Origin of the sequence: Rahnella aquatilis CIP 78.65 = ATCC 33071 (assembly GCF_000241955.1) — a bacterium.
Lineage (GTDB): Bacteria > Pseudomonadota > Gammaproteobacteria > Enterobacterales > Enterobacteriaceae > Rahnella > Rahnella aquatilis.
The window spans coordinates 2,119,972-2,133,332 of record NC_016818.1; the positions used below are offsets into that span (position 1 = coordinate 2,119,972).

The following is a 13,361-nucleotide window of genomic DNA, read 5'->3' on the forward strand; positions in this document are numbered from 1 at the left end:
GGAAGTTCAGCGGGTCAAAACGCTACCCCGGCATATCCCGGAAACAGTCATTATCAAGCGTGATGATGGCGATTTTCTGCACCGGACCACGCATGTTGACCTGAAAATCACCGCTGAAACGGATGGCGAGTTCGCCGCCCGGCATATGCACCGTGACAGGGTTATCGACCAGCCCGAGTTTGCGCATCGCGCTGGCTGCCGCGCAACTGCTGCTGCCGGAAGCCAGTGTATAACCTGCGCCACGTTCCCAGATGCCGATACTGAGATTGTTTCTGTCCAGCACTTCGGCGAACTGCACGTTGGTTCGTTTAGGAAAAATCGCCAGCGTTTCAATCTCTGAGCCGAGTCGTTTCACTAAGTCCAGATCCAGTTTTTCCACCCGGATTACGCAGTGCGGATTTCCCATGGATACCAGTGTCGCACTGAGGTTATGCCCGCCTGCGACGATTGGCAGCGCGAGAGCCTCATCACCTTCTACGCTGGCCGGTAAGGCCGCCGGAGAGAATTTTGCCTGCCCCATATCGACGCTCACCTGATGCGCGTCTTCGCTGACTTCGCAGCGCACCTGCCCGCCTGAGGTATTCACCAGAAAGCGTTCATGTCCCACGCGACCCATGTCAAACAGATAGCGGGCGTAAATGCGCAGTCCGTTGCCGCTTTTCTCGGCTTCAGAGCCGTCGGGATTAATAATGCGCAGGGAGGGAATGTCAGCCGTGTCATCGTCGATCAGCAAACCGTCGGAACCTATTCCGTAATGGCGGTCGCAGATGCGCCGGATTTGCTGATTGCTGAGCAGGGCGGCGACGCTGTGATGGCAGACCAGATAATCATTACCCAGTCCGTGATAACGGTGAAAAATCATATGGCAGCTCCGGAATTATTTATTATTGTTATAAATATCATTAACAGGAAATGCCAGAATTTACTTTTAATTCATACCTGCCATAAAAAAGGAGTTATTTATGGAGTCTTTTACCGTCCCCGTTGCATCGCCGCCGCTGGCCATCACCACATCGCGACTGATTTTGCGACAGTGGCAGGACAGTGATTTCGAGCCTTTCGCCGCCATGAACGCAGATCCGCAAGTGATGGAATTTTTCCCGTCAGTGCTGACCCGTGAAAAAAGTGACGAAATGGCGATCCGCTGTCGGGATTTGATCACAGAACGCGGTTGGGGCATCTGGGTGGTTGAGCTGTGTGAAACTGGCGAGTTCATCGGCTTCGTCGGGTTGCATACGCCAGGTTATGATTTGCCGTTTACGCCATGTATCGAAATCGGCTGGCGCCTGAGGGCGGATACATGGGGGCAAGGTTATTGCACTGAAGCCGCCCGCGCCGCGCTGGATGTCGGGTTTAACCAACTGGGGCTAAACGAAATTGTGGCCTTTACCGCGCTGCCGAATGTCCGTTCGCAGGCGGTGATGAAAAAGCTCGGTATGGCGTGTGATCCAAAAGAGAACTTCATGCATCCGGCGCTGGAGGAGGGACACGGGTTAAGGGAACATTGTTTGTATCGGCTAAAACGAGTCTGACTTCCTCCCCTGCGAAGGGGAGGGAGCAAAAGCAAAACCGCAGCCGTTTCAAGGAGAGGAGCCATGAACTAACGCCCTATCCTCCCCAGTACCGATGCCCCTACTAATCCGCCGTTGGACAGAAATTTCCCCGGTATCAGCAGCGGTTCAGCATAGGTGTGCAGAACACCGCCGCGTACTTTTGCATCCAGCGCGGCGATAAGTTCGGTTGCCGATGCCAGCCCGCCGCCTGCGACGATCCGTGAAGGGCCGAGGATATTGACCAGCAATGCCAGCGGTTCTGCGACCAGTTGCAGCCAGGCGTTAACCGTCAGAGAACAGCCGGGATTTCCCGCCAGCCAGCCGGTCACAATCTCCAGACTGGTCTTTTCCTGGCGGTGAAAATGCTGATGTAAACGTTCCATGCCGCGTGCACCGCCGAGCATATCGAGGCAGCCGGTCTGGCCGCAGCCACATTTCAGGCGCGGAACGGGGTAAATTTTGCCGTCAATCGACAGTTCCGTGCGGGTAATCGCGCCGTGTCCCCATTCACCGGTCACGCCACCGTGACCGCGTACCAGGTGACCGTTGATCACCAGCCCGCCGCCGACACCGGTGCCTAAAATAATGGCGGCCACCACGGACTGATGTTGTGCGTTACCGGCATGGGCTTCAGCAAGGGCGAAACAGTCGGCATCGTTGGCGGCGGTCACCGGGCGGTCAAGTGCAGCACTGAGATCTTTCGCCAGAGAATGGCCGGTGAAGGCCGGAATGTTTGTCGCCAGCATTTCGCCGGTTTGTGGTGAAACCAGTCCCGCGGTGGAAATCGCCAGCGGTGTGTCAGCAGGTAAATCAGCACCAAAGGTGTCAATCAGGTTTTGCATGGCGTTGACGAAATCATTCCATGAAGTGACCGGTGTCGGCACCTTGCCGCAATCTTCCACGTTGCCGGAAGAGCGTGAAACACCAAATTTAATAAATGAACCGCCAATATCGGCGCAAAAAATCGCAGAACTCATGAGCGTGTGTCCAGTAAATCTCGCAGCCCGTCGCCCAGTACGTTAAAACCCAGTACGGTCAGCATAATGGCCAGACCCGGGAACAGCGAAAGGTAAATATTAATGCCGAGGAAGTTCCGGCCATCGCTCATCATGGTACCCCATTCCGGCATCGGCGGCTGCACGCCAAGCCCCAGAAAGGACAGGCTGGCGGCGGCGAGAATGACCGTGCCTGCGGTCAGCGTCGATTGCACGATAATCGGCCCGATGGCATTGCGCAAAATGTAATGCACGATGATGCGGTAGTTGGATAAACCCAATGCCTGCGCGGCTTCAACATATTCCATCTGCTTTAAACCAAGCGTCAGGTTACGGCTGAGACGTGCATATACCGGGATGGCAAACAGCGAAATCGCGATCAGCAAGTTCACCAGTCCGCCGCCAAGAATACTGACCACCAGAATGGCCAGCACGATACCCGGAAAGGCAAACAGCATGTCCATAAACCACATGATGATCATGTCGGTATAACGGCCCGCCATACCGGCGATAATCCCCAGCGGAATGCCGATAATCATCGCCAGCCCGACGCTCAGTACCACTTCGATAATCGAGATCCGCGCGCCATAAATCACGCGGGAAAAGATATCGCGGCCGTAATCATCAGTGCCAAACCAGTGATCAGCACCCGGAGACAGCAGGGTATCAATCAGGTCTTGCGCGTAAGGATCATGACGGGTGATCAAGGGCGCGAACAAGCCCATCAGCACGATCAGGCTGACAATAAATCCGCCGAGGGTGACGGCAGGATGACGCCATAACCAGCGGAACAACCGCAGCGTGCGCGGTTTGCGACGGGGTAATTGCGTGATAATGGCAGACATTAATCAAACCTTATTTTTGGATTCAGGAAAGCAATCAGTAATTCACCGAGCAGGTTCATTACCACCACGCCGCAGACGGCGACCAGTGCCACGCCCTGGATGACCGGGTAATCGCGATACCGTACGGAATCCACCAGCAAACGGCCGATACCCGGCCAGTTAAAGACGGATTCGGTAACCACCGCGCCACCGATCAGGCTGCCGAAATTGAGCGCCACAATGGTGACAATCGGGATCAGCGCATTGCGGAACGCATGGCTGCAATACACGGTGGTGGCGGATAACCCTTTGGCGCGCGCGGTGCGGATATAATCTTCTGACAGCACGTCGAGCATGCTCGATCGCGTCATGCGCGCCATGACTGCCATCGGTAAAACCGCCAGCGTGACCGAGGGCAGAATGTAGCTTTTCCAGGAGGTTGCGCCGAGCAACGGCAGCCAGCCGAGATTGACCGAGAAGGTATTCATCGCCATCAGCCCCAGCCAGAAGTTGGCGACAGACGCACCGGCAATCGCCAGTAACATCACGCCGAAATCAGGCCAGCGGTTACGGTAAACTGCGCCTATCATGCCCGCCGGAACGCCCACCGCCACAGCCAGAAAATATGCCAGCACCGCCAGCATCAGGGTATAAGGCATCCGTTCAGCAATTTCCTGCGTGACCGGCTGCTGCGACTGCAACGAGACGCCGAGATTGCCGTGCAACACGTCACCGGCAAAATGCAGATATTGCGCCACCAGCGGCTGATCCAGACCGAGGCGAACGCGCATAGCATCCACCGCTTCCTGCGTGGCTTCAGGCCCGGCCATCAGACGCGCCGGATCGCCCGGCAGCGCACGGATGGACACAAAAATCAGCATCGACACGCCGATCAGGATGACCGGGAAGGCGATGAGTTTTTTGGCAAGATAGGCTTTCATGGCGCTTTTCCACTGTAAATGCCGGGGTTATTTTTTCTGTGCATCTTTCACCACAATCTGACCACCGGGGATCATCGTGACGCCTGAGATATTCGTACCGGTGGCGTACAAATCATTCTGGTAATACAACAGTACCTGCGGTGCCTGCTGGTTAATCTCTTTCTGCGCATCAACGTAAATCGCGTTGCGGGTGTTTTCATCCAGCGCAGAGGCGGCTTTGTCTAACATGTCGTCCAGTTTCGGATCACTGAAGAAGCCCAGATTTGCGCCGCCGGGGGCAAAGCTTTTGCTGTAGTACAGCGGACGGAGCTGCAGGTCTGCGCCGTTCGCACCGGAAGACCAGGAGGCCAGAACTGCGCCGGTGTTATCGGCTTTTTTCCCGGCCTGATCGGCAAATGCAGCCTTGGTCCACACGCCGCTTTCCATAATCCGTACGTCAAGTTTCACGCCGATTTTTGCCCACATGCTTTGCAGCACCTGACCGATACGGGCGTCCTGACCCTGTACGGCAATCGACATCGTGAAACCATCGGCCACACCGGCTTCTTTGAGCAGGGCTTTGGCTTTTGCCAGATCCAGCGGATACGGGTTCAGTGTTTTGTCATAACCGGCGGTCACCGGTGCCAGCGGAGAATTCGCCGGTTGGGCGAACCCGGACATGATGGCGCGCACCAGTCCGTCGCGGTCGGTGGCGTAGTTCAGCGCCTGACGGACACGGACGTCACTCAGGGGTTTAAGGTCGGTATTAAGCGCCACCCAGAAAACGGCAGCACCCGGACTTTCATGCAGACTGAATTTAGGATTGTTTTTCAGTACGCGGGCAAATTGCGGCGGCACCGGGTTGATGACGTCGGTTTCACCGGCCTGCAACGCCATGTTCATCACAGAAGGCTCAGCGCTCCAGGTCCATTTGATGTCGTCCGGTCCGGCGGCTTTATCGCCCCAGTAACCTGGATATTTTTCTTCCAGCACGAATTCGCCGGTTTTGTACTGAACCATTTTGTACGGGCCGGTGCCGACCGCTTTGCTGTCGAGCGTACCGGTTTTATCTGCCGCCGGGCTGACCATCAGACAGGCGCCGGTTGTCAGTAAATTGAGGAAGGCCGGATAGGGTTTTTTCAGTTTGAACACGACAGTGGAATCGTCGGTTTTGGTCACGCTGTCGAGGAAAGTGCGCAGACGTCCGCTGGCGGCCAGCCCGCGTCTGGTGTCGAGATGACGGGCAAAGTTGGCCACGACGGCGTCGGCGTTAAATGGCGTACCGTCGTGGAATGTGACGCCGCTGCGCAGTTTGAATGTCCACACCAGACCGCTTTCATCGCTGCTCCATGACGTTGCCAGTGCCGCTTCGGGTTTGAGTTGCGGCGACATGCGCAACAGGCCTTCATACATCGGATCGAGGACCGTGCCGGTAAAGGTCGCAGTCTGGTTGCCCGGGTCCATGCTGCGCGGTGCTTCGTTTTGCATCACGTTCAGCGTGGCGGCAAAAACCGGCAGCGAAAACGCGGCGAGAAGTGCGCTGCTCAGCAGCGATAACTGCACGGGACGCCGGATGTAACGGGTAATCTTCATGTTCTGCCCTCTGCGTGAAAAATCGGATTAAGTGGCTCTGGCTCAGTCTGCCGGTTCAGTAAAACGCCGGTGTTAATGACAGTTTGTTTTAACAAAGAGATTTAACAAATAGTTCATATGAAATACTTATATGCGAACATTTAGTTTAATTTGTGAACTAATTGGCATTGATATATCCATTTCTACCGTTTAATGTCAATGCAGATGAGCGAAAACTGAGAGCACCAAAACGAATATGCTAACAACTTTGCAACGTCAGATTTTAGGTGCAGTGAATGCTTCGGGCGGTTTAAGCCGTACCGAACTGGCGCAGTTCTCAGGAATGAGTAAAGCGGCTATCGGCGGTGTGGTGCGTGAAATGATCGAGGCCGGTTTTCTGCATGAAGCGGAAACGGTACCGGGCAACGGACAGGGAAGACCTTCCGTTCGCCTGATGGTGCATCCTGACGGCGCGTGGTTTGCCGGTGTTTCTTTGCTGCAAAATCCGGCACAGATGGCGCTGATCAATCTGCATGGCGAAATCCTTTCGCGGGTGTCATTTGCCACCGATACGGATCCGCAACAACTGGCGGCAAATATCGCCAGTGCATTACCGGCATTGCTCGAGCCTCATCCCGAGGCGGCGAAAAAGCTGGTCGGGCTGGGTGTGACGCTATCGGGCCTTATCGATGAACATCAGTCGACCTGCGTGCAGTCAGCACTGCTTGGCTGGCGCGATGTGCCGCTGGCGAAGCTGATTTCTCAGGCGACCGGTATGGAAGTGGCCATTGAAAATGACGCCAAAGCGCTGGCGGTGAGCGAGAAAAGTTTTGGTCAGGCGCGGGATCTGAGCAGCTTTACGCTGGTCAGCCACGGCGCGGGGATTGGCAGCGCACATTTCATCGCCGGGCAGTTGCATCGTGGTTTACACGGCGGTGCAGGGGAAATCGCGCACTGTACACTGGAGCTAAACGGTTCCCCCTGTCGCTGCGGCAAACGCGGTTGCCTCGATACGCTGGCCTCACTTAATGCCATTGCGGAAATGGCCAAAGCCGGGGGGCTGAACGCCACCACCATCGGCGGGCTGGAGCAACTGGCGATGCAGGGCCAGACGGCGGCAATTCGTATTTTGCACCGGGCCGGTTCGGCACTCGGCCTGGCGATATCGCACCTGATTCAAATCAATGACCCGGATCTGATCCTGATCGCGCATCAGGACGCCGATTTTTCCGGACTGTTCGGCACTGTCGTGCATCAGTCCGTAGAAGCCAACGTGTTGCCGGGTAATGCCGGTAAAACGCCGGTTCGCACTTTTACCCTAAACGACGACACCTGGGCGCGCGCGGCGGCGAGCATTGCCGCACACCGCTTTCTGGTGGGTCTGAAGCCTGTCTGAGGAATGAGCAACATGCGTATAGCGGTCAGCGGTATCCATATTGAATGCAGCACTTATAATCCGGTGCTTAATGAGGAAAAGGATTTCACCGTGGTGCGTGATGCGCAGTTACTGGCATCACCGCGTTTTCGTTTTTTGCAGGACTATCCTGCGACGTTTTTACCGACAATTCACGCCCGTGCTATTGCCGGTGGTCCGGTAGCGCGTGCGACGTACGATAAATTCAAAGCGGAAATGCTGGCAGGGCTGGAAGCGCAAAAACCGTTTGATGGTTTATACCTGGCGATGCATGGCGCGATGTATGTCGAAGGATTAGAAGATGCCGAAGGCGACTGGATCGCGGCTGCGCGCAAAGCTGTCGGGCCGGATTGTCCGATCAGTGTCAGTTACGATCTGCACGGTAATGTTTCGCAGCGCATTATTGACGCCATTGATATGTTTTCGACTTACCGCACCGCGCCGCATATTGATGTGGAAGAAACCATGCGCCGTTCTGTCGCCATGCTGGTGAAGCATCTGCAAACCGGCGTGAAACCGACGTTGCTGTGGGTGCCGGTGCCGGTAGTGTTACCGGGTGAGCGTACCAGTACGGAAGATGAACCGGCGAAAAGTTTATACGCCCGCCTGCCGGAAATGGACGAAGTGGAAGGAGTCTGGGACAGTTCGCTGATGGTCGGGTACGTATGGGCAGATGAGCCGCGTGCGACAGCCGCCGTGATCATGACCGGCACCGACCGCACCGTGCTGGAACAGCAGGCCAGACAACTGGCACAGGCTTACTGGGACGCGCGCGAGGACTTTGTGTTTGGCTGTGAAACCGACACTGTTGAAGCCTGTGTGAAAAAAGCGATTGCCAGTGAAACGCGGCCGGTGGTACTGGCGGATTCCGGCGATAATCCGACCGGCGGCGGTGTCGGCGACCGGGCGGACGTATTACAGGAGCTGATCAGACAGTATGCGCAGAATACCATCGTTGCTGGTATTGCCGATGCACCGGCAACCGACGCGGCATTCAATGCCGGTGTCGGGTCAACACTGACGCTGACACTTGGCGCGTCGCTTGATCATTCCAGCCCGCAGGTGAAAGGTGAATTTGAGGTCGTCTTCCTGCTCGACGCACTGGCACCGGCTGATCGTCAGGCGGTACTGCGCACTGGCGGCATTGATGTGGTCGTTTCGGCGCGTCGTCGTCCGTATCACAACATCAGCGATTTCACCGCGCTGGAACTGGATCCGCATACCGCCGATATTGTCGTCGTGAAATCCGGCTATCTGTCGCCGGAGCTGGCACCGATTGCCAGCCCGAACCTGATGGCGTTGTCTAATGGCGTGGTCGATCAGTTTGTCGAACGCCTGCCGCGCCTGCGCAAACCGCGCAAAACCTTCCCGTTTGACCGTGACTTCAGCTACGCGCCGCAGGTGCAGCTTTCTTCCAGGAGCAAATGAAATGAACCCGACCCCCGGACAACCGGAAAACCATCAGCCCGTGCTGAGCGTGAAACATCTCACTACCTCGTTTCGCGGCGAAGACGACTGGCTGCCGGTGGTACGTGATTTGTCGTTTGATGTCTATCCCGGCGAAACGCTGGCGATCGTCGGCGAATCCGGTTCGGGAAAAAGCGTGACGTCGCTGTCGGTGATGCGTTTGCTTAAAGCGCAGGGCAGCAAAATTGAAGGCGAAGTCTGGCTGAATCAGCGCAGTTTGCTGGCGCTTTCGGACAAGCAGATGCGTGATATTCGCGGCAACGACATGGCGATGATTTTCCAGGAGCCGATGACGTCGCTCAATCCGACTTTCAGTATCGGCAGGCAGATTGCCGAGAGCCTGAAGCGGCACCGGGGGATGTCATCCGCTCAGGCACGGGCGGAAACCCTGCGCTTGCTGGAGAAAGTCCGCATCCCGAATGCCAGCGCGCGTTTCGACGAGTATCCGCATCAGTTTTCCGGCGGGATGCGTCAGCGCGTAATGATTGCCATGGCACTGGCGCTGAAACCTAAATTACTGATTGCGGACGAACCCACGACCGCGCTGGACGTGACCATTCAGGGGCAGATTCTGGACCTGATTAAAACGTTGCAGGAAGAAGAAGGAATGGCGGTGTTGTTTATCACGCACGATATGGGCGTGGTGGCAGAAATCGCTGACCGCACGCTGGTGATGTATCGTGGTGAAGCGGTGGAAAGCGGGGCGACGGAGGATATTTTCCATCGCCCGCAACATCCTTATACCCGCGCTTTGCTGGCCGCCGTGCCGAAACTCGGGTCGATGCAGGGGCGTGCATGGCCGTTGCGTTTTCCGCAAATCAATCTGCAAACCGGTGAGGCAAGCGAGCCGGGGGAAGTGGCAGGAACGGTCGGTTCGGGGCTGACGCCATTGCTCTCGGTGAAAAATCTCAGTGCACGTTTCCCGGTGTATGGCGGCATATTCAGCCGTCAGGTTGGCGCGGTACATGCGGTAGAAAACATTAGCTTTGATTTATTCCAGGGGGAAACGCTGTCGCTGGTAGGGGAATCTGGCTGTGGAAAATCCACCACCGGCCGCGCGGTAACGCGACTGCTGAAACCACACAGCGGTGCGATTGATTTCGATGGTTTTGATGTGATGAATCTGGGGAGGCGCGATATTTTACAGATGCGTCAGCGTATCCAGATGATTTTTCAGGATCCATTTGCCAGCCTGAATCCGCGCATGCGAATTGGCGACGCGCTGATTGAACCGATGTTGCAACATAAACTGCATAACCGCAGCGATGCAAAAGAGAAAGCCGCGTCGTTGCTGCAAAAAGTCGGACTGTCGCCGGACATGCTGCGCCGTTTTCCACACGAGTTTTCCGGTGGTCAGCGCCAGCGAATTTGTATTGCGCGCGCCCTGACGCTTGATCCGAAAGTGATTGTCGCCGATGAATCGGTATCTGCGCTGGATGTGTCGGTGAAAGCGCAGGTGGTGAATTTGCTGCTCGATTTGCAGGAAAGCATGAATCTGTCGTACCTGTTTATTTCGCACGATATGGCGGTGGTCGAGCGGGTGAGTCATCGCGTGGCGGTGATGTATCTGGGCGAGATTGTGGAGATAGGCCCGCGCGCGGCGATATTTGACAATCCACAGCATGCGTATACACGAAAACTGATGGCCTCAGTGCCGGTACCGGATCCGTCGCGCAGAATGCTGAAACGGCAAATGCAGGTCGATGAGCTGAAAAGCCCGGTGCGTGATAACGGCTATATTCCGCCGCAACGGCAATATCAGGAAGTGTCAGCAGGACATTTTGTTCAGGTTTGATAGTTAACGGCTCAAACCTTCGGGTCGAAGGTTCTCTATCCTTCCCAGTCTGTGTTTTATTTGATTTTTGATGTTGTTGGGAAGTGAGGTGACGTCTTGAAGATGGTGGTGGGGGAAGGATTCGAACCTTCGAAGTCGATGACGGCAGATTTACAGTCTGCTCCCTTTGGCCGCTCGGGAACCCCACCACAACTTTTGTGGCATTTACTACATACTTCTTGGCCAAAACCATCATGTGCTACATGGATGATTTTTGTCGCTGCAGCGGTTAGCTGCGAACGGGGCGCATAATACCAAATGATTCGAAGGTGTAAAGCGCTGAAAGCGATAATAAAGTTCGTTTGCGGTTTTTTTGCCCTTAACGGTGTTTCTCTGAGCGAAAAACACCGTCAGGACGCGGATTACAGAATGACAGTACGGTTTCCGTAAACGAAGACACGCTGCGCCAGCACGCGGTATAACGCCCGGCTGAGCACATTTTTTTCAACGTCGCGCCCGGCGCGCATCATATCTTCTGCCGTATAAGTGTGATCGACGTTAATCACGTCCTGCATGATGATCGGACCTTCATCCAGGTTGTCGTTCACGTAGTGCGCCGTAGCACCAATCAGTTTCACGCCGCGCTCATACGCCTGATGATACGGGCGGGCACCAATAAATGCCGGCAGGAAGGAGTGGTGAATGTTGATCACCTGATGCGGATAATGCTGCACAAAGCCCGGCGTCAGAACGCGCATGTATTTAGCCAGCACCACATAATCAGGCTGATACTGGTCGATTTGCGCAATCATCGCGCTGTCGTGCTGTTCGCGGGTCAGACCGTCATGGCTGACCAGATGGAACGGAATATCAAAGCGTTCCACCAACGTTTGCAGGGTGTCGTGGTTACCGATCACTGCGGCGATTTCGACATCCAGACCGCCGTAAGCGGCTTTCATCAGCAGATCGCCCAGGCAATGCGCTTCTTTGGTCACCAGGATCACGATACGGCGGCGACCGGTGCTGTTCAGTTCGCGCACGGAACCCGCTGGCAGTGCGCTGTCGAGATCGGCCAGCAGCGTGGTGTCGTTGAAAATCCCTTCCAGCTCGGTACGCATAAAGAAGCGTCCGGTGCGGTGATCGACGAATTCGTTGTTTTGCACGATATTCAGTTCGTGCTTGTAACAAATGTTGGTGATTTTGGCGATCAGCCCTTTTGCATCAGGGCAAATGGTGCGTAATACCTTGGTTTGTACGTTCTGTTGCGGCATGAGGGTGTGGATCCTGTCCAAGACTTAAAATAGTACGGTTGAATTATTTACCGCAGCACTTCTTATATTTTTTACCCGATCCGCACGGGCAGGCGTCATTGCGACCTGTCTGCGGTTTAATTCCGTCGATATAGTACCAGCGTTCGTTCAAACGAAGAAATCGCGAACGTTCATGGATCAGCTGAATGTGTTCGTCGCCGGTTTCTGTGAATCGCGCGGCAAACTCAACAAAACCTTCATCAGCATTGCGTCCGTCTGACTGGGCGATCACCTGTAGGCCTTGCCAGTGCGTACTGGCAAAGCCGTCCTGTAAACTGTTGCGCCATTGCTCGGGGTGACAATCCGGGTGCCAGGTGGCGATCAGATAACTCGCATTTTTCAGGACGTAGGCGGTATAGCGTGAGCGCATCAGCGCAGACGGTGTCGGCGCTACTTTACGCTCAGCGATGTATGGCTGGCAGCACTCTTCGAAAGAAAGGTTGCTGCAACATGGGCAAAGTTCTGACACGGAAACTCCTGAATTGCAGGGCTTATACATTGAACAACGCAGGTTACGCTATTGAATGCACCAAACCGATATGTTACCTAACAAACTCGCCGGGTGACAACGCGCTTGCCCGCTGATTCTAACGCTATGCGCAATATAAGGTCATCAGATGAGCAGAAAAGTCACCATTGGTCTTGCCCTTGGCTCGGGAGCCGCGAAAGGGTGGGCGCACATTGGTGTGATTAATGCCCTGAAAGAAATGGATATCGAGGTCGATGTCGTCGCCGGTTGTTCGGTCGGCGCACTGGTCGGCGCGGCCTACGTCAGTAACAGATTACCGGCAATAGAAACCTGGGTCCGCTCGTTCAGTTACTGGGATGTGCTGCGGCTGATGGATTTTTCGTGGAAGCGCGGAGGATTGCTGCGCGGAGAGCGTGTGTTCAATGCCGTGGGGCAGTTGATCCGCATTGATGAGTTTGAAAAGTGCTCGAAGAAGTTTGGCGCAGTTGCCACCAATCTGAGTACCGGTCGCGAATTGTGGCTGACAGAAGGGGATTTGCATGAGGCTATCCGCGCCTCGTGCAGCATGCCCGGCCTGCTGGCACCGGTCTGGCACAACGGTTACTGGCTGGTTGACGGGGCGGTGGTGAATCCGGTGCCCATTTCGCTAACCCGCGCACTTGGTGCAGATATCGTTATCGCCGTCGATCTCCAGCACGACGCGCATCTGATGCAGCAGGATTTGCTGACAGTACAACCGACGGGGGAAGCACTGGATACTGAGAAAGAAGTGAGCTGGCGTGACAGAATACGCCAGCGTTTAACCCGGCCAAATGCCCGAAAACCCAACGTCAGCCCCTCGGCGATGGAAATTATGTCAACGTCCATTCAGGTGCTGGAAAACCGCCTCAAGCGTAACCGTATGGCAGGCGATCCGCCGGATGTGCTGATCCAGCCTTATTGTCCGCAAATCTCGACACTGGATTTCCATCGGGCAGAAGAAGCGATCGAGGCGGGCCGTCTTGCCGTTGAAAAACAGAGAGAGCAATTGCTGCCCCTGATTAAAAATAGACAGTTCTGAATG

12 protein-coding genes and 1 tRNA gene are annotated in these 13,361 nt (G+C 55.4%); 5 read left to right on the forward strand and 8 right to left on the reverse strand.

Annotated features, from left to right (window positions below; translation table 11 throughout):
* Positions 1-22: 22 nt before the first annotated feature.
* On the reverse strand, positions 23-862 hold the full coding sequence (gene dapF, locus RAHAQ2_RS09730; RefSeq protein WP_015697062.1) for a diaminopimelate epimerase: 840 nt from the start codon (positions 860-862) through the stop codon (positions 23-25).
* 100 nt (positions 863-962) lie between these two features.
* On the opposite strand from dapF, the gene RAHAQ2_RS09735 reads away from it, so the two are divergent.
* Entirely contained in the window at positions 963-1,532 is a 570-nt protein-coding gene (locus tag RAHAQ2_RS09735) for a GNAT family N-acetyltransferase (protein WP_015697063.1), read from the forward strand.
* Positions 1,533-1,600: 68 nt separating this feature from the next.
* Here RAHAQ2_RS09735 and RAHAQ2_RS09740 read toward each other — a convergent pair whose 3' ends face one another.
* Genes RAHAQ2_RS09740 through RAHAQ2_RS09755 form a run of 4 tightly spaced genes read right to left on the reverse strand, consistent with a single transcriptional unit; the run spans position 1,601 to position 5,885 of the window.
* A complete protein-coding gene (locus tag RAHAQ2_RS09740; RefSeq protein ID WP_015697064.1) occupies positions 1,601-2,530 on the reverse strand; it encodes an ROK family protein in 930 nt (309 codons plus the stop codon).
* Positions 2,527-3,393, reverse strand: a complete 867-nt coding sequence (locus RAHAQ2_RS09745; RefSeq protein ID WP_015697065.1) for an ABC transporter permease — start codon at positions 3,391-3,393, stop codon at positions 2,527-2,529. Before RAHAQ2_RS09745 ends, RAHAQ2_RS09740 begins: the two co-directional genes overlap by 4 nt.
* Entirely contained in the window at positions 3,393-4,313 is a 921-nt protein-coding gene (locus RAHAQ2_RS09750; protein ID WP_015697066.1) for an ABC transporter permease, read from the reverse strand. Before RAHAQ2_RS09750 ends, RAHAQ2_RS09745 begins: the two co-directional genes overlap by 1 nt.
* A gap of 27 nt (positions 4,314-4,340) precedes the next feature.
* The gene (locus tag RAHAQ2_RS09755; protein ID WP_015697067.1) at positions 4,341-5,885 is read right to left on the reverse strand and encodes an ABC transporter substrate-binding protein; all 1,545 of its coding nucleotides are present in this window, start codon (positions 5,883-5,885) and stop codon (positions 4,341-4,343) included.
* Positions 5,886-6,120: 235 nt separating this feature from the next.
* On the opposite strand from RAHAQ2_RS09755, the gene RAHAQ2_RS09760 reads away from it, so the two are divergent.
* Genes RAHAQ2_RS09760 through RAHAQ2_RS09770 form a run of 3 tightly spaced genes read left to right on the forward strand, consistent with a single transcriptional unit; the run spans position 6,121 to position 10,540 of the window.
* Complete coding sequence (locus RAHAQ2_RS09760) at positions 6,121-7,260, forward strand: ROK family transcriptional regulator (protein ID WP_015697068.1); 1,140 nt, start codon at positions 6,121-6,123, stop codon at positions 7,258-7,260.
* Between the two features lie 12 nt (positions 7,261-7,272).
* Positions 7,273-8,706, forward strand: a complete 1,434-nt coding sequence (locus tag RAHAQ2_RS09765; RefSeq protein ID WP_015697069.1) for a M81 family metallopeptidase — start codon at positions 7,273-7,275, stop codon at positions 8,704-8,706.
* A 1-nt stretch (position 8,707) separates the two neighbouring features.
* On the forward strand, positions 8,708-10,540 hold the full coding sequence (locus RAHAQ2_RS09770; RefSeq protein ID WP_015697070.1) for an ABC transporter ATP-binding protein: 1,833 nt from the start codon (positions 8,708-8,710) through the stop codon (positions 10,538-10,540).
* A 103-nt stretch (positions 10,541-10,643) separates the two neighbouring features.
* On the opposite strand, the gene RAHAQ2_RS09775 is transcribed toward RAHAQ2_RS09770, so the two are convergent.
* From RAHAQ2_RS09775 to RAHAQ2_RS09785, 3 genes are all read right to left on the reverse strand, one after another.
* A tRNA-Tyr gene (locus RAHAQ2_RS09775) sits at positions 10,644-10,728 on the reverse strand.
* Positions 10,729-10,941: 213 nt separating this feature from the next.
* The gene (gene purU / locus RAHAQ2_RS09780) at positions 10,942-11,790 is read right to left on the reverse strand and encodes a formyltetrahydrofolate deformylase (RefSeq protein WP_013575956.1); all 849 of its coding nucleotides are present in this window, start codon (positions 11,788-11,790) and stop codon (positions 10,942-10,944) included.
* 43 nt (positions 11,791-11,833) lie between these two features.
* Positions 11,834-12,298 (reverse strand): YchJ family protein, encoded by a 465-nt coding sequence (locus RAHAQ2_RS09785; protein WP_015697071.1) that lies wholly within the window; start codon positions 12,296-12,298, stop codon positions 11,834-11,836.
* A gap of 148 nt (positions 12,299-12,446) precedes the next feature.
* On the opposite strand from RAHAQ2_RS09785, the gene rssA reads away from it, so the two are divergent.
* Positions 12,447-13,358 carry a patatin-like phospholipase RssA gene (gene rssA, locus RAHAQ2_RS09790; RefSeq protein ID WP_015697072.1) on the forward strand — a complete coding sequence of 304 codons (912 nt, stop codon included), beginning with the start codon at positions 12,447-12,449 and terminating at the stop codon, positions 13,356-13,358.
* Positions 13,359-13,361: the final 3 nt, after the last annotated feature.

Coding starts and splice junctions, on each gene's coding strand:
- dapF (WP_015697062.1), bottom strand. CDS start 862: ATGATTTTTCACCGTTATCACGGACTGGGTAATGATTATCTGGTCTGC.
- RAHAQ2_RS09735 (WP_015697063.1), top strand. CDS start 963: ATGGAGTCTTTTACCGTCCCCGTTGCATCGCCGCCGCTGGCCATCACC.
- RAHAQ2_RS09740 (WP_015697064.1), bottom strand. CDS start 2,530: ATGAGTTCTGCGATTTTTTGCGCCGATATTGGCGGTTCATTTATTAAA.
- RAHAQ2_RS09745 (WP_015697065.1), bottom strand. CDS start 3,393: ATGTCTGCCATTATCACGCAATTACCCCGTCGCAAACCGCGCACGCTG.
- RAHAQ2_RS09750 (WP_015697066.1), bottom strand. CDS start 4,313: ATGAAAGCCTATCTTGCCAAAAAACTCATCGCCTTCCCGGTCATCCTG.
- RAHAQ2_RS09755 (WP_015697067.1), bottom strand. CDS start 5,885: ATGAAGATTACCCGTTACATCCGGCGTCCCGTGCAGTTATCGCTGCTG.
- RAHAQ2_RS09760 (WP_015697068.1), top strand. CDS start 6,121: ATGCTAACAACTTTGCAACGTCAGATTTTAGGTGCAGTGAATGCTTCG.
- RAHAQ2_RS09765 (WP_015697069.1), top strand. CDS start 7,273: ATGCGTATAGCGGTCAGCGGTATCCATATTGAATGCAGCACTTATAAT.
- RAHAQ2_RS09770 (WP_015697070.1), top strand. CDS start 8,708: ATGAACCCGACCCCCGGACAACCGGAAAACCATCAGCCCGTGCTGAGC.
- purU (WP_013575956.1), bottom strand. CDS start 11,790: ATGCCGCAACAGAACGTACAAACCAAGGTATTACGCACCATTTGCCCT.
- rssA (WP_015697072.1), top strand. CDS start 12,447: ATGAGCAGAAAAGTCACCATTGGTCTTGCCCTTGGCTCGGGAGCCGCG.